Origin of the sequence: Mesorhizobium sp. M0217, assembly GCF_040321955.1 — a bacterium.
GTDB lineage: Bacteria > Pseudomonadota > Alphaproteobacteria > Rhizobiales > Rhizobiaceae > Mesorhizobium.
The window spans coordinates 329,108-347,136 of sequence record NZ_JAMYSN010000004.1 but is presented as its reverse complement, the minus strand read 5'-3'; the positions used below and the strand labels follow the sequence as shown (position 1 = coordinate 347,136).

General features: G+C 61.4%; 17 protein-coding genes. 3 read left to right on the top strand and 14 right to left on the bottom strand.

Going from position 1 to position 18,029, the window contains the following annotated elements:
* Window positions 1–37: 37 nt before the first annotated feature.
* The 9 genes from NKJ18_RS10750 to NKJ18_RS10710 all read right to left on the bottom strand — a co-directional run bounded on the left by NKJ18_RS10750 (window position 38) and on the right by NKJ18_RS10710 (window position 8,215).
* Window positions 38–703 carry a sulfotransferase gene (locus NKJ18_RS10750; RefSeq protein ID WP_352758215.1) on the bottom strand — a complete coding sequence of 222 codons (666 nt, stop codon included), beginning with the start codon at window positions 701–703 and terminating at the stop codon, window positions 38–40.
* Between the two features lie 71 nt (window positions 704–774).
* Window positions 775–2,244 (bottom strand): rhamnosyltransferase WsaF family glycosyltransferase, encoded by a 1,470-nt coding sequence (locus NKJ18_RS10745; RefSeq protein ID WP_352758202.1) that lies wholly within the window; start codon window positions 2,242–2,244, stop codon window positions 775–777.
* Window positions 2,244–2,969: an ABC transporter ATP-binding protein gene (locus tag NKJ18_RS10740; protein ID WP_352758201.1), complete on the bottom strand. Its 726-nt coding sequence runs from the start codon at window positions 2,967–2,969 to the stop codon at window positions 2,244–2,246. The genes NKJ18_RS10745 and NKJ18_RS10740 overlap by 1 nt, the downstream gene beginning before the upstream one ends.
* Window positions 2,970–3,005: 36 nt before the next feature.
* A complete protein-coding gene (locus NKJ18_RS10735) occupies window positions 3,006–3,740 on the bottom strand; it encodes an ABC transporter permease (protein WP_352758214.1) in 735 nt (244 codons plus the stop codon).
* Window positions 3,741–3,864: 124 nt separating this feature from the next.
* On the bottom strand, window positions 3,865–4,794 hold the full coding sequence (gene rfbD / locus NKJ18_RS10730) for a dTDP-4-dehydrorhamnose reductase (RefSeq protein ID WP_352498443.1): 930 nt from the start codon (window positions 4,792–4,794) through the stop codon (window positions 3,865–3,867).
* Window positions 4,791–5,885, bottom strand: coding sequence for a dTDP-glucose 4,6-dehydratase (gene rfbB, locus NKJ18_RS10725; protein ID WP_023670704.1), 1,095 nt, complete (start codon window positions 5,883–5,885; stop codon window positions 4,791–4,793). Before rfbB ends, rfbD begins: the two co-directional genes overlap by 4 nt.
* Window positions 5,886–5,910: 25 nt before the next feature.
* On the bottom strand, window positions 5,911–6,465 hold the full coding sequence (gene rfbC / locus NKJ18_RS10720) for a dTDP-4-dehydrorhamnose 3,5-epimerase (RefSeq protein ID WP_023687179.1): 555 nt from the start codon (window positions 6,463–6,465) through the stop codon (window positions 5,911–5,913).
* Window position 6,466: 1 nt separating this feature from the next.
* Complete coding sequence (gene rfbA, locus NKJ18_RS10715; protein ID WP_023698135.1) at window positions 6,467–7,348, bottom strand: glucose-1-phosphate thymidylyltransferase RfbA; 882 nt, start codon at window positions 7,346–7,348, stop codon at window positions 6,467–6,469.
* Window positions 7,349–7,621: 273 nt separating this feature from the next.
* Window positions 7,622–8,215: a biotin transporter BioY gene (locus NKJ18_RS10710; RefSeq protein ID WP_023684601.1), complete on the bottom strand. Its 594-nt coding sequence runs from the start codon at window positions 8,213–8,215 to the stop codon at window positions 7,622–7,624.
* Window positions 8,216–8,332: 117 nt separating this feature from the next.
* On the opposite strand from NKJ18_RS10710, the gene NKJ18_RS10705 reads away from it, so the two are divergent.
* The gene (locus NKJ18_RS10705) at window positions 8,333–9,241 is read left to right on the top strand and encodes an MBL fold metallo-hydrolase (RefSeq protein ID WP_023752792.1); all 909 of its coding nucleotides are present in this window, start codon (window positions 8,333–8,335) and stop codon (window positions 9,239–9,241) included.
* Window positions 9,242–9,245: 4 nt separating this feature from the next.
* On the opposite strand, the gene NKJ18_RS10700 is transcribed toward NKJ18_RS10705, so the two are convergent.
* Together NKJ18_RS10700 and NKJ18_RS10695 are read right to left on the bottom strand one after the other, a co-directional pair.
* Window positions 9,246–10,028: a DUF1499 domain-containing protein gene (locus NKJ18_RS10700; protein WP_352758200.1), complete on the bottom strand. Its 783-nt coding sequence runs from the start codon at window positions 10,026–10,028 to the stop codon at window positions 9,246–9,248.
* A gap of 122 nt (window positions 10,029–10,150) precedes the next feature.
* Entirely contained in the window at window positions 10,151–11,779 is a 1,629-nt protein-coding gene (locus NKJ18_RS10695) for a fatty-acid--CoA ligase (protein WP_023703205.1), read from the bottom strand.
* A 312-nt stretch (window positions 11,780–12,091) separates the two neighbouring features.
* Here NKJ18_RS10695 and NKJ18_RS10690 point away from each other — a divergent pair, with 312 nt between their 5' ends.
* Together NKJ18_RS10690 and NKJ18_RS10685 are read left to right on the top strand one after the other, a co-directional pair.
* Window positions 12,092–12,451 (top strand): hypothetical protein, encoded by a 360-nt coding sequence (locus NKJ18_RS10690; RefSeq protein WP_352758213.1) that lies wholly within the window; start codon window positions 12,092–12,094, stop codon window positions 12,449–12,451.
* A 159-nt stretch (window positions 12,452–12,610) separates the two neighbouring features.
* The gene (locus tag NKJ18_RS10685; RefSeq protein ID WP_352445781.1) at window positions 12,611–13,000 is read left to right on the top strand and encodes a DUF427 domain-containing protein; all 390 of its coding nucleotides are present in this window, start codon (window positions 12,611–12,613) and stop codon (window positions 12,998–13,000) included.
* A 165-nt stretch (window positions 13,001–13,165) separates the two neighbouring features.
* Here NKJ18_RS10685 and NKJ18_RS10680 read toward each other — a convergent pair whose 3' ends face one another.
* The 3 genes from NKJ18_RS10680 to ppdK form a co-directional block, all read right to left on the bottom strand.
* The gene (locus NKJ18_RS10680) at window positions 13,166–13,942 is read right to left on the bottom strand and encodes a polysaccharide deacetylase family protein (protein ID WP_050590348.1); all 777 of its coding nucleotides are present in this window, start codon (window positions 13,940–13,942) and stop codon (window positions 13,166–13,168) included.
* Window positions 13,943–14,031: 89 nt separating this feature from the next.
* On the bottom strand, window positions 14,032–15,132 hold the full coding sequence (locus tag NKJ18_RS10675; RefSeq protein ID WP_023703202.1) for a glycosyltransferase family 9 protein: 1,101 nt from the start codon (window positions 15,130–15,132) through the stop codon (window positions 14,032–14,034).
* A gap of 173 nt (window positions 15,133–15,305) precedes the next feature.
* A complete protein-coding gene (ppdK, locus tag NKJ18_RS10670) occupies window positions 15,306–18,011 on the bottom strand; it encodes a pyruvate, phosphate dikinase (protein ID WP_023703201.1) in 2,706 nt (901 codons plus the stop codon).
* Window positions 18,012–18,029: the final 18 nt, after the last annotated feature.

Below are 18,029 nucleotides of genomic sequence, written 5' to 3'. Positions count from 1 at the left end.
CCCCCGACGAAATTGCCCGGCAAGCCATCAAGGAAGCCTAGACAGCGGCGTTTGCCAAGTCCAGTTGCTGATAATCCCGCCCGGAAGCGAACTGCTTGATGAAATCGCGCTGTCTTTCGCTGGGGGGCTCAAGTCCAATAAAATCTGCGATCTCGCACAACAGTGACTCCGGGTTCAACAGCGAACGCTCATAGCTGACAAGGAGCGTCGGCCACTGCAATCGCTGCAGCAATTCCCAATATCTGCTGTACCTGATCAGCGCCAGGTCATAGGCTTGCTCGATTGAGGACTGCATCTGCTTGACTTCGGACTGGGCGACCGCAGCCATGTCGCGGTTGACGAACACGATGAACGGGTTCCTCACGACCTCCGCTATCGCCCCGAGGTAAAGATCGGCAGACGGATCTTTCCAACCCCATAGATCATTGGCATCATTTCTCGCCTCGATGATCTCTTCCAGCTTCTTCAAGCCATTATCTGCCGAACCATCGATCAGGCGGCCATCGATGTCCCGACCCTGGGCCGCATAAACGAGCTCCATATCCTCATGGATGATGGAATCGGGTGACGATCCCATGGGCACGCCCAGGATTATGGCCGCACCGGCGACGAGGCTTGTGCCGCCCCGGCCACATCCGACCACTATCAGGGTTCGTGGCCCCCGCGGCAAAGCGAGTCTGACCGCCTTGTGTGATGTAGCCATCGCCACCGTCTTACGCTCCTTGTTGCAGTCGCCCCGACCGCGGCGCCGGCAATCGAAAAAATTCACGACGGTTATTGTTTGCCGGTTGCTGCTTTTTCCGCGCGAACCTGCAGGCGACGCTTGAAGAAATTCAGATGTTTGGCAGTGAGCGACTGGTCCCAATCCCGCGGATACTTCATTGCCTTGGCAAATCTGTACCTCTGCTCCAGGTCCCCGCTCCTCGACTTTGCCAGCTCCAAAGCTGAAACGATTTCATTCAATTCCGAAGCAGCCGGGATGATATTTCCGCTGAGGCCCTTCAAATAATCATCAGTTTTTGTCTTGAAGGTATTTGTCACAACGACACAGCCGGATCCGGCCAGATCCATCGGGATCATGCTCGGATGCGGAGAAGCCATCAGCGTGAGACAGATATCAAAACCCGAGACCTCCTCGATGTATTTGCTGAGGTCCATCCTTGGCAACGAAACCGATCGAACCCCGGGCTGCAACTCGACAACACCTTCTCCCAAGCCCATGCCCACGCAATCCCATTCCTCGGGGTCGAAAATGCCCCGCCTGAAGGCCGTCGTAAGAGCTAACGCTGTAAGTTCGAACATATTCCGATCCACCACCGGCCGAGAATAGAAGACGATCGTCTTCTTTTTTTTTGCAAGATTGCGTTGGATGAACATGTCCTTGGGCAGGAGATTGGACGAGCAGGCGTTGTTGAAAAACGTATGCGACATGCCGCGAGACCTTATGCCGCCGACATCATTCGAAATGAAGAACTGCATAAGGCTTTCGCTTGAAAATATCGCGTCGTAGTCCATCGCGTATGTACGATCTGCAACGGCAAATAGACTATTTGCTGGATAAAATACAGCCTCATAGTCCTGTATCAGGTATATAAACTTCTTGCTCTCTGTGCGCGCTGTAATCTTCTCTGCAAAATAGGCTGAATACCAAACGGTCGCCACGGCATAGTCGAAGCGCGATATAGCAAGCGGTTTCCGCCTCTCGCCGATATACTCGACTTCGAGTTCGTCGAAGACACCCTCCATACCGGGGTATTTCAAAACCTTTTCTCTGAAGTCGGCGATATTGAAATAGAAATTATCAAATAGGACGAGGCGAACATTGATACCCGTCTTGCGCAAGAACAGCGCCATCTGGAAGACGCCGAAGAACCCGGCCGAGATCGATTTGAAGTCGAAAGCAGGAACCAGGACATTGATCGTCTGCGGCCGGCGCTCGTCTATCTCGACGTCCGGCATGTCGTAGATTCGATTCAGCCGCAGGTTCAAGAACTCGTGATCATAGACATGGTTTGGCGGAGCGACCGCCGGGACGAGCGGCAGCTGCGACAGGTAGGAAAGTTGCAGGTCGGAGAGGAAGCCAAGGCGGTGCGCCGCCGACATGCACCAATAGGCAAGCCTGCCCCTATAGCTTTGCAGGGGAACGTCGGGGTCGAAGACCTTATGGTAGGATTGTTTCAAATCCTGGTGCCCGAAGATTCTGGCGCCGGCGCCGGCGAGCGTTGCAGTCAGCTGACGACGCATTAGCCAAAGGTCTCCTCTCTCACGACGCGACCTTTCTCGAGAAACACCGCGGAACTGCACATCGACCGGATCAGGGCATCGGAATGCGATGCCAGCACGACGATGGCGGCATTGTTGAGCCAATGCTCCATTCTCTCTCTGGCCTTCTTTTGAAATGACGCGTCGCCCGTGCCCAGCCCTTCGTCAAGAAGCACGATATCGGTCGGATATGCGGTGACAACCGAAAACGACAGCCGTGTCTGCATGCCGGACGAGTAGGTGCGTACCGGCAAATTTATGAAATCGCCCAGTTCCGAGAACTCGATGATCGATTCGGTCTGGCGCTCGATTTCACGGGGGGCGATACCGGTCATGAGGCTCTGAAGCCGGATGAACTCTCGGCCCGTGAGTTCGGGAGATAAACCCATGGAGGGCGTTATCAGAACGGCCGAGTCCCCGTTGATGACAGCTGTCCCGCTGGTGGGTTTGAGAATGCCTGCCAAGACGCGCAACAGTGTCGTCTTGCCAGCACCGTTGTGCCCGCTCAGCCCCAGCCGGGTGCCGGGCTTAAGATCGAGCGACACGCCATCGAGAGCCGCGACTTCGAAACGGCCGGAGTCACCGGCCAGCAAACGCCCGCCCGTGGTGAAACGGAGCGCGGCTTGCTTGAGAGAACGATTTGCCGGAACGGACCAGACCGGAATTCGGACGGTGACGTCGCTCAGATGAATGGATGGCGGTGACATGGGGCTTCCAATATAATTGTGTGACGGCGTCAGAATTCAAAGCCAGTACGGAATTCGGTGCTCCGTCCTTCGATAGAGAAGATAGGCGGCGGTGCTCCCCGCGCCGGCAATAATGGCGGACACGAGCACGCTCATGTAGTCGGTGCCGTCGCTCATCAGTGGAGTTCGCGCTGCATCGATGATGTAGGCGACAGGATTGTAGACCAGGAACGGAGAGCTGGTAGGGAGAACCTTTGCCGTCCAGATAATCGGCGAAAGCATGAACAGAAGCTGCATAACGGCAGCGGTGATCAGCGGAACGTCTCTGTATCGCACAGAAACAATCGCTACGATTGTCGATATCCAGGCGGCATGGGCAGCCAACAGCGCGGTTCCGACGATGAACATTGGTATGTTCAAGCCGGAGTTCGGATAGGCAATAATTAGAGTTATAAATATAATTAGCACATTGTGCATGAATATTATTATGTTCTTAGAGACACAACGAAATATGCATGAGGCCGGCGAGATCTTCGTATTTAGAAGAAGATCGTGAGATCCAATTAAAGTTTCCGAACCTTCAATTATTGCTCCAGACAGAAATTGCCACAAGACTACACTCGTGGCCAAGTGATGTATGAACTCCCTTATTGGCTGCTTAAACAACACAGCATATAGAAGCCCAACTGAAAGGGCAAATATTGCCGTGTTCAGCGTAATCCAGAAAGGCCCGAAAGTCGAATTTCGGTAACGAAGCCGTATGTCAAACTGCGCGAGCCGAAGCCAAACCATTGATACACCCGACATTATGATACTTCCTTCAGTGTAACTTGCTCAGGCTTGGTAATTTCCGCGACAGGCATGAAGGCGCCGCGATATGGCGACTCGGCCGACATAAAGATAGCGACAAGCTGTTTCATCGCTTAACAGACACAATCGCTACGTCTTTCCATGCTGCCGGCGGGGCTTGCAAGATGCGGCGCACCACAAGCCCTGTCGATTGCTGCCACCCCTGTGCCTCCGATCCGAATGCGGCTGTGAATTTTTGCGTCGAAAGACGCGAATTAGCCGGGCGACGCGCTTTGGTCGGGTAGTCGCGCGCCGTAATATCCCGTACCGCAGCATACGGCCCGCCATGTGACAGGCTTGCCTCCAGAATGTGGCGTGCAAAGCCGCTCCAGTTGACGTCTCCGGCTCCGGCGAGATGGTAGATCCCATAGCCGTCGAAGCTGTCGTCGCCGCGCAACACCGCCGCCGCGTGCAGGATCGCGTCGGCAATATCAAGTGCGGATGTCGGATTTCCCCATTGGTCGGCGACCACGGCGATCTCGTCGCGGTCGCCGGCCAGCCGCAGCATGGTTTTCACGAAATTCTTGCCGAACGGGCTGTAGACCCAGGCGGTGCGCAGGATCAGATGGCGCGGATTGACGGCGGCCACGGCCAGCTCGCCGGCAAGCTTGGAGGCGCCGTAGACGCCGAGCGGTGCGGTGGCGTCGGTCTCGACATAGGCGCCGTCCTTGGTGCCATCGAAGACGTAGTCGGTCGACAGATGGATTACGGGCACGCCGAGCTTCGCGGCCGCCTCGGCGACCTTGCCGGCGCCGACGGCGTTCACAGCGAAGGCAAGATCGGGCTCGTCCTCGGCCTGGTCGACGGCGGTGTAGGCGGCAGCCGACACCACGATATCCGGCCGCGCTGCCGCGAGTGCGTCGAACACCGTATCGGGCCGCGCCAGATCGAGCACTGGGCGGCCGAGGGTGACGACCTCGATGCCATCGCGCCTCTGCCCGGCCTCCAGCAGGCTGGCAGCGACCTGACCGTCGCGTCCGGTGACAACCAGCCTCACGCCGCGCCCTTCCTGCCTTCAACCTGGCCGCGCGACCGGACTTGCCCCAGCCGCTCGCCGGCGTAGCGCTGCTCGCGGATCGGTCCCCACCACCATTTGTTGTCGAGGAACCAGTCGACGGTCCTTGCAAGCCCGCTGTCGAAACTCTCCGCCGGCGCCCAACCGAGATCCCGGCCGATCTTGGAGGCATCGATTGCATAGCGGCGGTCGTGGCCGGGCCGATCGGTCACGAAGCTGATCAAATCGCGGTAGCTCCTGCCGCCGCTGCGCGGACGCCTGATGTCGAGCAGGCCGCAGATCGTCTCGACGACGCCAAGGTTGGTACGCTCGGAATTGCCGCCGACATTGTAACTTTCGCCGGGCTGGCCCTTTGTGGCGACCAGTTCCAGAGCACGGGCGTGATCCTCTACGAACAGCCAGTCGCGCACATTGGCGCCAGCGCCGTAGACCGGCAGCGGCTTTTCGTCGAGCGCGTTGAGGATGACCAGCGGGATCAGCTTTTCGGGGAAGTGATAAGGCCCGTAATTGTTCGAACAGTTGGAGAGCACGACCGGCAGGCCGTACGTCTCGTGCCAGGCCCGCACCAGATGGTCGGATGCGGCCTTGGAGGCGGAATAGGGCGAGGATGGCGCGTAAGGCGTCTCCTCCACGAACATGCCGCCATCGAAGGGCAGATCGCCGAACACCTCGTCGGTCGAGACATGGTGGAAGCGGAAGCGCGCCTTCCTGTCCTCGTCAAGGCCGCGCCAATATTCGAGCGCCGAATTCAGCACCCGGTAGGTGCCGACGATGTTGGTCTCGATGAAGGCGCCGGGTCCGTCGATCGAGCGGTCGACATGGCTTTCGGCGGCGAGGTTCATGACGACGTCGATCTCGTCGCGGTGGAGGATGTCGAGAACCGCCCGCTCGTCACAGATGTCGGCCTGCGCAAATTTGTAGTTGTGTGCATTCTCGATGGTGCGCAGCGAGGCCAGATTGCCGGCATAGGTGAGCTTGTCGAGATTGGTCACATGGTAGGCGGGATTGGCGCACAAATGCCGGCACACCGCCGAGCCGATGAAGCCGGCACCGCCTGTCACCAGAAAATTCATGGCGCTCTCCTCACATCGTCGCGCGTCATGCGAACACCTCGGCCTCAGCAAGCGCCGACGCCTTGAGGTCCTTGGCCGAGAGCTCGAAGGCGCCGGCCGGCGACGGCCAATCGATGCCGATATCAGGATCGTCGAAACGGATCGATCGATCATGCGCCGGCGAATAGGTGTCGGTGACCTTATACAGAACCTCGGTGTCCGGCACGAGCGTGACGAAACCGTGCGCGAAACCCTTCGGCACGAGGATCTGGTTGCCTCTCTCGGCCGATATTTCGAGCGCGACCCATTTGCCGAAGGTTTTCGAGCTGCGGCGGATGTCGACCGCCACGTCGAGAATCTTGCCTCGGATCACACGCAGCAACTTGTCCTGCGCGCGTGGAGGCAGTTGATAGTGAAGCCCCCGCACGACACCTGCGGCAGCCGAATAGGAATGATTGTCCTGGACGAAACGCAGATCGATGCCGGCCTCAGCAAAGGCCTCGGCATTCCAGGTTTCGATGAAATAACCGCGCGCATCGCCGTGCCGCTTCGGCACGATTTCCAGCACGCCGTCCAAACCGAGCTGCCTGACTTCCAGCACCCTATGTCTCCGTCAGCTCGGTGACACGCCGGCGCAGATAGGCGGCGTATTCGTTCTTGCCCAGGCGCGTGGCGCGCTCAAGCACCTTGTCGGCGGTCAGCCAGCCCTGCTCGAAAGCGATTTCTTCAGGACAGGCGACTTTGATCCCCTGGCGGTGCTCGATCGTGCGCACGAAGGAAGAGGCTTCATGCAGGCTGTCATGCGTGCCGGTGTCGAGCCAGGCATAGCCGCGGCCGAGCTGATGCACGTGCAATTTCCCGCGCTCGAGATAGACGTTGTTGACCGCCGTGATCTCGAGTTCGCCACGCGCCGAGGGCTTGATCGTCGACGCGATGTCGACGACCTCATTGTCGTAGAAATAGAGGCCGGTGACCGCCCAGTTGGACTTCGGCTCCCGCGGCTTCTCCTCGATCGTCAAAGCCGTGCCGCTGAGCTTGTCGAACGACACCACGCCGTAGCGCTGCGGGTCCTCGACATGGTAGGCGAACACCGACGCGCCGCTTTGGCGCTGCGCAGCAGTGCGGCAGAGCTGCGACAGGCCCTCGCCGAAATAGATGTTGTCGCCGAGAATCATCGACACATTATCCTTGCCGATGAAGTCGCGGCCGATGATGAAGGCCTCGGCAAGCCCGTTGGGCTGCGCCTGCTCGGCATAGGAGAATTCGACCCCGAATTCCGAACCGTCGCCCAGCAACTCCCGAAACACCGGCAAGTCGCGAGGTGTCGAAATGATCAAAATCTGGCGGATACCGGCGAGCATCAAGACGCTCAGCGGATAAAAAATCATCGGCTTGTCGTATATCGGCAGAATCTGCTTAGAGATCGCTAATGTAAGGGGATACAGACGCGTCCCGCTGCCTCCTGCAAGGATTATTCCCTTCAACAAGCTCTCCTTGAATTGCCGGCCCCCGCCTCGAAATCAAGTTGCCCGTGCTTAGGTTTCGCGCAATGGCTTGTCAATTCAATCTCGGCCGTGGATCGGCGCCAGAATTGCTCTGCATCTGCCGCCTCGCGGCAATTTGACCGACCAGGCACAAGCTGACGCTGCAATAGATGCGGCGATTTGGCAAACCGGCGTCCCGCCATCGGCTGGCGGACGCGTGACAACAAAAAGCCGGCGGGCCCTGGGCCCGCCGGCTCATTCATTTGTCCGGTTTCAGGGCTGCTTGGGCAGCAGCGACCATACCGCCGGCACCAGGCTGGCGGCGAGCGCAACCTTGATCAGGTCGCCGAGGACGAACGGCAAAACGCCGAACTGCCACGCCTTTTCCGCGCCGATGAGGGTGGCCAGCCAGGCAAAGCCCATGGCCATCATGACGATTTCGGCGACCAGCATGGCGTTGAACAACTTGATCGGGTGGCGGTCCCAGCCGCGGTCGGCGGCCCAGCCGACAATGGCCGCCATGACGACGAAGCCGGCGAGATAACCGCCGGTGCCGCCGATCATGTAGGCGATGCCGATGCCCTTTTCAGGCGTGCTCTGGAAGACCGGGAAGCCCATGGCGCCTTCGGCCATGTAGAGAAGCAGGGTAGCGACGCCAAGCCGCAGGCCAAATGCGGTGGCGATCAGCAGGACGGCCAGCGTCTGCATCGAGATGTCGACCGGCCCGAGCACGACTTTCGTCTTGGCCGACAGGGTCAAAAGCAGCGTTCCGGCGATCGCCAGCAAAAGCTGGGTTGCCAGGCGCTGCGCGCCCTCCTGGGGCAAAGCGAGAGAAACAAGCGGGCGCATCGTCGTTGCAAGTGCCATGGTCTTCCCCAATCCGGATTGCCGCAGATCGCGGCCTTGCGTTTTTCTATATTGGCTTCCGTGTTATGCGGCAATCAGTTTTGCCGTCTTCCTGAACAGAGATTCAACGACACCGCCATGGCGCTCAAATTCGACACCAGCTTCGATCCCGCCTATGGCCAGGGCGTCACCGTCGCGCCCGAGGTCTTGCGCGTCACCGCCAAAAACCCCAGCCCATTCACCTTTCACGGCACAAACAGCTACATTATCGGCCGCGACACACTGGCGGTGATCGACCCGGGTCCGGATGATGAAGCGCATTTCCAGACGTTGCTGAAGGTGATCGCAAACCGGCCGGTGAGCCATGTTTTCGTCAGTCACACGCATCGCGACCATTCTCCCCTGGCCGCCCGGCTGAAAGCGCGCACCGGTGCCGCCGTGCTGGCCGAAGGCCCGCACCGCCCGGCAAGGCCGCTGCGGATCGCCGAGATCAATCCGCTCGACGCCAGCGCCGACACCGGTTTCGTGCCGGATGTCACTTTGCCCGACGATACGCTGGTCGAGGGCGATGGCTGGACGATCCGGACGGTGCTGACGCCGGGCCACACCGCCAATCACGCGGCATTTGCGCTCGAAGGCACCGGCATCCTGTTTTCAGCCGATCATGTGATGGCGTGGGCGACATCGATCGTGGCGCCGCCGGACGGAGCGATGGCCGACTACATGGCCTCGCTCGACAGGCTGATCGCGCGCGACGACCGCCTGCTGCTGCCCGGCCACGGCGGCCCGGTGACCGCGCCGCTCAGCTTCATGCGCGGGCTCAAGACCCATCGCAAGATGCGCGAACGGGCGATCCTCGAGCGGATCCGCGACGGCGACCGGACGATCCCGGACATGGTCAAGGCGATCTACCGGGACACCGACCCACGCCTGCATGGCGCTGCCGGTCTGTCGGTGCTTGCCCATCTCGAAGACCTGGTGGCGCGCGGCCTGATTGCCACCCAGGGTGACCCGGCCATCGACGGCGTCTTTGTGCCGGTGGGGTAGAGAACTACTCGGCCGGAGCCGCACCCACCTGGCCCGCAACCTCCTGGTCGAGTTCGGCGAGGAACCCGACGATGCGCGCGGCATTGTCGCCGAGATCGTAGCGGCCGTAGCGGGAGGCCGAGCGCATGTCGACGACGATGGTGTCGCCATCATTGCTGACCCGGATGGCGACGTCGGCGGGCAGGCCGACGACGAAGCTCCGGGCCACGGCCGATATCGTCACCTCGTCTTGACCGTCGGTCACTGGGTATGGCGCGGTAAGTTGCCAATCGCGGCGGTCGAGCACGGTTTCAACGGCGTCGACGACGGTTTCGAAAGGCAGATTGTAGCTATGCCCGGTGACCAGCGGATAGGCGTCGGCCTGCAGGCGCGCTTCGCCCGGCGTTGGCAGCGCGAGCACGTTCATGTCCTTGGTGCGGTCGCTGGTCTCGAGCACCGGCGGATTGTCGAGGTCCGTCGAAATGTCCCTCAGGGGCGGCGTGGTCGCCGCCAAATAGGTGGCAAAGCCGTAGGGCGTCAGCACCAGCAGCGCCAGCAGGGCGCCGACCGAGAGGTCGCGGCCGCCACGGTCACCGAAATGCCACAGCCGGGACAAAGCGAGGCCGGCAAACAGCAAAGCGAACGCGGCAAGCAAGGCGACGATCGCCAGCACCCACAGGAAGGCCGGCGTTTCGACCAGTTCGAAATGATGGCCGGCCAGCACGGTGAGCAGCAGGACCAGGGCAAAAGCGCCCGTGCGCCGCGACCAGCCGGCCGCCTTCGATGTCTGCCGCTCGTCAATTTCCATTGTCTTCAGCACCGCCCCAACCCGCACAGACGCTTAGAGCAAAGGATGCTCAAATTGAACATCCCCTGCCCTAACGTTTTTGCGGCCGGTAGCTTGAAGGTCAAGGAAACGCACGGTCCCGGTCAATCCGTCGGCAGGCGGTAGTCGCTGAACTGCTTGCGCAAGGTGATCTTCTGGATCTTGCCGGTGGCGGTGTGCGGGATTTCACTGACGAAAGCGACGTCGTCGGGTATCCACCATTTCGGCACCTTGCCGTCCATGAACGCCAGTATATCGGCCTTGCTCGGCTCCTTGCCGGGCTTGGCGACCACGACCAGCAAGGGCCGCTCGCCCCATTTCGAATGATGGACGCCGATCGCCGCGGCCTCGGCGACATCGGGATGGCCGACGGCGAGGTTCTCCAGGTCGATGGTCGATATCCACTCGCCGCCCGACTTGATGACGTCCTTGGCGCGATCGGTGATCTGCATGTAGCCGCCGGAATCGATATGGGCGACATCGCCAGTGTCGAACCAGCCGTCCTTGTCGAACTGCTCGGCTCCGACGCCGCCATAATAGGCGCTGGCGACGGCTGGACCGCGCACCTTCAGCCGGCCGAAGGTCTTGCCGTCCCAAGGCAGTTCCTTGTCGTCGTCATCCGTCACCTTCATCTCGACCCCGAAGGGCGGGTAGCCCTGCTTGCCCTGGATATCGAGCCGGTCCTCGCCCTCGAGCGCTTGATACTGCGGCTTCATGGTGCACAGCGTGCCGAGCGGTGACATTTCGGTCATGCCCCAGGCATGGATGACTTCGACACCGTAATTGTCCTGGAATTTCCTGATGATGGCGCGCGGGCAGGACGAGCCGCCGATGACGACTTTGCTGAGATAGGGAAGCTTCTTGCCGGTGTCTTCCAGATGCTGCAGCAGCATCATCCAGACGGTCGGCACGGCGGCGCTGAAGGTCACCTTCTCGGTGTCGAGCAGCTCGTAGATCGAGGCGCCGTCCATCTTGCAACCGGGCATGACCAGCTTGGCGCCGATCATCGGCGCGCTCTGGCCAAGGCCCCAGGCATTGGCATGAAACATCGGCACGACGGGGAGGATCGTGTCCCGCGCGGAGAGGCCCATGGCGTCGGGCATGGCAGCAATCATGGCATGCAGCACATTCGAGCGGTGGCTGTAGAGCACACCTTTGGGATCGCCCGTCGTGCCGGAGGTGTAGCACATGCCGGCTGCGGTGTTTTCGCCGAAAACCTTCCAGGCGAAGTCGCCATCGGCCTCGTTCAACCAGTCCTCATAGGCAACCACATTCGACAGCGTCGTTTCAGGCAGATGCGCCTTGTCGGTCAGGACGATCACCTTTTTCAGCGATTTGACCGCGCCGGCGATCTTTTCCAGCAGCGGCATGAAGGTCAGGTCGACGAAGATCCCTCTATCCTGCGCATTGTTCATGATCCAGACGATCTGCTCGGGGAACAAACGCGGGTTGAGCGTATGGTAGATGGCGCCGATGCCCATGATGCCGTACCAGGCCTCTATGTGGCGCGCCGTGTTCCAGGCCAGGGTCGCGATGCGGTCGCCGAGCACAAAGCCATCGCGCTCCAACCGTTGAGCGACCTTGAGCGCGCGGCGATGAACTTCAGCATAGGTGGTGCGAACGACAGGACCTTCGATCGAGCGCGAGACGATCTCGCGCGTCCCGTGCTGCCGCTCGGCATTGTCGATCAGCTTGTGGCAGAGCAGCGGCCATTCCTGCATCAGTCCGAGCATCTGGTTCCTCCCATTGCTTCCTCGTTTTTCCCGTCTTTTGTTCCATTGTGGGACGAACGGACGGATTGTCCAGCCATGACGTCTCCAACCGTTAACGGCTGAAGCAAGCAGTGATCGAAAGGCGGGGAAAACCGCCACAATCCGGCCATCGTCGACGTTAAGGTTCGTTAACGGGGTAGGGGTGCGGATTGGCGACTGAAAGAGGTTCGCATGGACACGCAGCTCGACGGCAAGCAGATCGACGGCAAGCAGATCGATTACAGGCAGATCGACGACAGGCAGCTGGATGACAGCGAGGCCCAAGACGTGCAGTTGGACGATATTCAACTCGACGACAAAGAGCTTGAAGACACGCTTGCCGCAAGTCTGCCCGATCTCGTGCCGGAGGCCAAAAAGGTCTCCGAAGACGAATTTGTCGAGGTGGTCGGCGGCGCCCTTGAAGCGGTCGGCGGCACGCTGCTGTTCAAAATGTGCGTCCAGAACGAAGGCGAAGGCCAGCATGTCGCCGCCGCATCGATCGGCGATGGCGGCAATCGCCAGTTCCTGCTGCTCACCTTGCCGATAGGCGGCGGCCCACTGAAGGTCGAGACGACGTCAAGAAGCACCAACCCGGTAGCCGGTATTGCCGCGGCCTATGCCGGCCTCATGGACGTGTTCAAGACCGCAGCCTGAGCATTCCACGCGGGATCGTTTTTAGTGATCGGAAGGCCAGCTCTGGGCTACTGGCGAAGGCTTGCGCAACGGGTTCTCCAGACACATTTTAGAGACATGGGAAGCATCCCGCACGCTCTCAATCGGACTGTGCTCCCAATCGAACAAGGAGAACCCCGCATGGACCAGATCGCCAACCCCGCCCCCGGCTTTCAGAGCAATCCCGGCAAGGTCATCACCGTCGAACCCTATCGCGGTACCGTGGTCGTGCGTGCCGGCGATACGGTGATCGCCTCATCGACGCGGGCGAAGCTTCTGTCCGAACCGCCCTACCCCCAGGCATTCTACATCCCCTTCGAAGACATCGACTTCACCCAGCTCGGCAAAACCACCCTGTCGACCCACTGCCCCTACAAGGGCGACGCCAGCTACTGGAGCGTGCTGCCGGCCGGTGAGACCGGCAAGGACGCGATGTGGGGCTATGAGCAGCCCTTCGACGAAATGGCTGAGATTCGCGACCACGGCGCGTTTTATCCCAACAGGGTCAATATCGAAGCAGCACCGGCCTGAGCAAGCGACTCAAGCCGCCGTTGCTCGCTTCGTCATCCCAGGGTCTTCGCGACGGAGCTTCGCTCCTGTTTCATCCTGGGATGACGAAGTTTAGAGGCCTCGGCTAATCTCAAACGTCGGCGACGTCAGTCCAAAGGCGATGAAACTGCCTGCCGCCGCCCAATCCTAATCAGTCGTCCCGTCGTTGCCGACACCGTCGGCGTCATCCAGCCGCACGAACATCAGCCCCTTGGCCTTCAGCGCGAGCAGACCTTGCACGACGCCCTCGCCGGCGGCGTGGGTCGGCTGGTTGATGTGGGCGATGATGACATCGCCATCCTTGGCGGCGGCGATGCGCCGGGCGGTTTCTTTTGCACCAAGCAACGAGCCGCCATCGCCGTTGATCGAAAAGCCGGCGATCTTGAAGCCGAGCCTGCGGATCATAGCGATGGCCGACGGACTGTATTCGGCGGTCGCGCCGCGAAACCATTTCGGCGCCGGCTCGCCGGTGCCAGCGAGAGCGGCGGCGCCCGATTCGACTTCGGCCCGCACCGCTTCCGGGCTGCCGGCGCTGCGGATGCCATAGATCTTGCGCGGCGTGTCGACGGCCGGGATGTGATGGCCGCCATGGTTTTCCAGTTCGAACAGGTCCGGATGCGCGCGCATGATCTCGACGACGGCGGCGTTGCGCTTCAGCCAGATGCCGGTGACGAAGATCGTCGCCGGAATCCGGTTCTCCACCAGCGCCGACAGGATCCTCGTATCGGTCTGGCCGCCGCAGGCGTCGAGCGTAAGCGCGACGCGGCCGACATTGCCACTGCCACCATCCTCAGCCTTCAGATGCAGCGTCGGCTCGACAAGCGGCGCGGCCTGGGCCGAGGACACGGCCAGGATAGATAGCGCCAAGGCGCAAAACAGCTTTTGCAAGGGATGCCTGTCTTGTCTGAGAATCGGCGCTGTCATAGCCGCATCCCAGGACCCGCAACAAGGCGGAAATTGGGATAGTGGCCGTGAGAAAGCTGATATCCCGACAATGTGACCGCCGCGCACCGTCAGACGGCGTGTTCCAGTTCCACATGCGTGCGTGACAGGACTTCGCGCACGGCCGCGACGACCGGTTCGACCTCGAGGCGCCAGACGCAGCAGGCCTTGCTGGGATCGAGCGGATTGCACAGGCTGCCCGCCACGCAATTGCACGGCATGGATGGCTGCAAGGCGAGGCTGGGCACGCCGACCGGTCCCCAGACGGCCGGGCTGGTCAGGCCGAACAGGCCGACAACCGGCGTTCCGGCCGCTGCTGCCATGTGCATGGGGCCGCTCTCATTGCCGACAAACAGCCGCGCCTGCTGCAACACCGCCAGCAGCGTTTCCAGCGACAGCGCGCCGACGAGGTTGACGATCGACGCGGCACTGGCGAGGATCTGCTCGGCCGGCTTGCGCTCGTCAGGGCCTCCGACGAGTACGAAATCCAGTCCGGTTTCGCGCGAAATCGTGTCGAACACGGCGGCAAAGCGTTCATGCTGCCAGCGCCGGCCGTGAAAACTGGCGCCGGCATGCACCGCGACAAAGCCGTTTGGCCGCAAATGGTGTTTGTCCAGCAATGCCTGGGCCCTCGCCGTCTCCATCGGCAATGGCCGAATCGACGGCACCCGCACGCGCAGGCCGACGCCGAGCGGCTCGAGCGGCGAAAGGTAGCGGTAGAGATAGTGACGTTCGCCAAAACCGAACGGCTCGGCAAAGACATTGGCGGGCTGGCGCTCATGCCAGCGCAGCGGCCTTTCCGGAGGATTGTAGCCGATGCGGGTGCTGGCGTTGAGGAACCTGACGATGAGCCGCGATGTCTTTGAATCGGTGAGGTCGATGGTCAGGTCGAAACGGAATTGGCGCAGCTTGCTGATCATAGAATAGAGCTCGCGCCCACGCTCCAGCGGGGTGCCGCGCATGGCGGCGCGGCGGAAGGTCACGACTTCCGAGGCGATGCCGTGGGCGGTCACGAAACTGGCGAGGCGCGCCTCGCAGAGAAAGACGATCCTGACACCGGGATATTCGAGCTGCAGGTTCTTGGCGAGCGTGGAGGACAGAACAACATCGCCGATGAACTTGGTCTGGATAATCAGGATCGAGCGGAAGGGTCTGGGCGAAATCTGTAACATCTTTTTCTCGGCACCGGGCGGGTTGGGGGGCCGTGAAATTGGGCAGAAACGATGTCGGGATTGCGTGTTGAGCCGCGCACATCAGCGTGAATTTGCTTACAAAATCGTAAGCTTAGCGCCAAACGGCCACCCAGGGTGGCCGTTTCATCGCTGCCGAAATGACTATGTCGAAATCAGGATGCCGCGGCGCTCTTTTTGGGGCGCGGCACTGCTGTTTTGGCAATCTGCACCGCGGCTTGGGCTGCGGCCAATCTTGCGATCGGCACCCGGTAGGGAGAGCACGACACATAGTCGAGGCCGACCTCTTCGCAGAAGCGGATCGAGGCCGGATCGCCGCCATGTTCGCCGCATATGCCGAGCTTGATGTCGGGCCGCGTCGCCCTGCCTTTTTGCGCAGCCATGCGCACCAGTTCGCCGACGCCCTCGATGTCGAGCGAGACGAACGGGTCCTGCTCGATGATTCCTTTCTGCCGATAGGTCTCGAGGAAGGACGCCGCATCGTCGCGCGAGATGCCGAAGGTGGTCTGGGTGAGATCGTTGGTGCCGAAGGAGAAGAACTCGGCCGTAGCGGCGATGACGTGGGCGCGGATCGCCGCGCGCGGAAGCTCGATCATCGTGCCGGTGAGATAGTCGATCTTGACGCCGGTCTCGTCCATGACAGCCTTGGCGATCGCATCGATGCGCGCCTTGACGTAGTCGAGCTCCTTCACCAGGCCGACCAGCGGCACCATGATCTCGGGAACGACCAGCGCGCCGGCTTTCTTGCCGGCCTCGACGGCTGCCTCGAAAATGGCGCGCGCCTGCATCTCGGCAATCTCGGGATAGGAGACGGCGAGGCGGCAGCCGCGATGGCCGAGCATCGGGTTGAACTCGTGCAAGGCTTCGGTGCGCTGCCTGAGCTTGTCGAGCGAGACGTTCATGGCGGCGGCGACCTCCGCCACCTCCGCTTCCGTCTTGGGCAGGAATTCGTGCAGCGGCGGATCGAGCAGCCGGATCGTCACCGGCAGGCCGGCCATGATCTCGAACAGTTCGAGGAAATCCGAGCGCTGCATCGGCAACAGCTTGGCAAGCGCGGTGCGGCGGTCCTTCTCGGTATCGGCCAGGATCATCTCGCGCATGGCGACGATACGCTCGCCGTCGAAGAACATGTGCTCGGTGCGGCAGAGGCCGATGCCTTCGGCGCCGAAGGAGCGCGCCATGCGCGCATCGAGCGGCGTCTCGGCATTGGTGCGCACCTTCATGCGGCGCACCGCATCGGCCCATTCCATGATGGCGGCGAAATCGCCCGACAGTTCCGGCTGCAGCATCGACACGGCGCCCTTCAGCACCTGGCCGTTGCTGCCATCGATGGTGATGATGTCGCCCTTGCGGAAGGTCTGGCCCATCGACATCAGCGTGCCGGCCTTGTAGTCGACACGCAGCGAGCCGGCGCCCGAAACGCAAGGCTTGCCCATGCCGCGCGCGACCACGGCGGCGTGGCTGGTCATGCCGCCGCGCGTGGTCAGGATGCCTTCCGAAGCATGCATCCCATGAATGTCTTCGGGGCTGGTTTCGATGCGCACCAGGATTGCCTTGCGACCTTGCGTCTTCAGATCCTCGGCATCGCCCGAGGAGAAAACAATCTCGCCGGTCGCCGCGCCCGGAGAAGCCGGCAGGCCGACGCCGATGACATCGCGCGCGGCCTTGGGGTCGATGGTCGGATGCAACAGCTGATCGAGCGAGGCCGGATCGATGCGGGCGACCGCCTCCTCCGTCGTGATCAGCTTGTCGCGCGCCATTTCGACGGCGATCTTCAGCGCCGCCTTGGCGGTGCGTTTGCCGGAACGCGTCTGCAGCATCCACAATTTGCCGCGCTCGATGGTGAATTCGAGGTCCTGCATATCGCGGTAGTGCTGTTCCAGGCGGTCGGAGATGTCGACGAAGGAGCGAAACGCGTCCGGCATCAGTTTCTGCAGCGACGGCTTGTCGGAGCCAGCGGCAATGCGCGCCGCCTCGGTGATGTTCTGCGGCGTGCGGATGCCGGCCACGACATCCTCGCCCTGCGCGTTCACCAGGAACTCGCCGTAGAGCATCTTTTCGCCGGTCGAGGGGTTGCGAGTGAAGGCGACGCCAGTGGCTGACGTCTCGCCCATATTGCCGAACACCATGGCCTGGACATTGACCGCCGTGCCCCAGCTTTCCGGGATGTCGTGCAGGCGCCGGTAGGTGATGGCGCGGTTGTTCATCCAGCTGGAAAACACCGCGCCGATCGCCCCCCACAGCTGCTCGTGCGGGTCCTGTGGAAACGGCCTGTCGAGCTCCTCCTCGACCTTGGCCTTGTAGAGGGCAATGACGCTCTGCCATTCCTGCGCTGTCAGTTCGGTGTCGAGCTCGTGGCCGAGGCTGGCCTTCTGGTCCTCGAGGATTTCCTCGAACACTTCGTGGTCGAGACCCATGACGACATCGGAATACATCTGGATGAAGCGGCGGTAGCTGTCATAGGCAAAGCGGGCATCGCCGGAATCGGCTGCCAGCGCCTCGACCGTCTCGTCATTGAGGCCGAGATTGAGCACGGTGTCCATCATGCCCGGCATCGAGGCCCTGGCCCCGGAGCGGACCGAGACCAGAAGCAGCTTCGACGGATCGCCGAAACGGCGCCCGGTCAGTTGCCCGATATGGTCCAGCGCCTTGACGACATCGGCCTGCAACTCGGCCGGATAGCTGTTGCCGTTGGCGTAATAGGCGTTGCAGACTTCGGTGGTGAGCGTAAAGCCCGGCGGCACGGGCAGGCCAAGACTGCACATCTCGGCCAGATTGGCGCCCTTGCCACCGAGAAGGTTGCGGTCGCCCGCACGTCCTTCCGCGGCGCCATCGCCGAAGGTGTAGACCCATTTGGTCATGCTCGCCCTCCAAGTTCT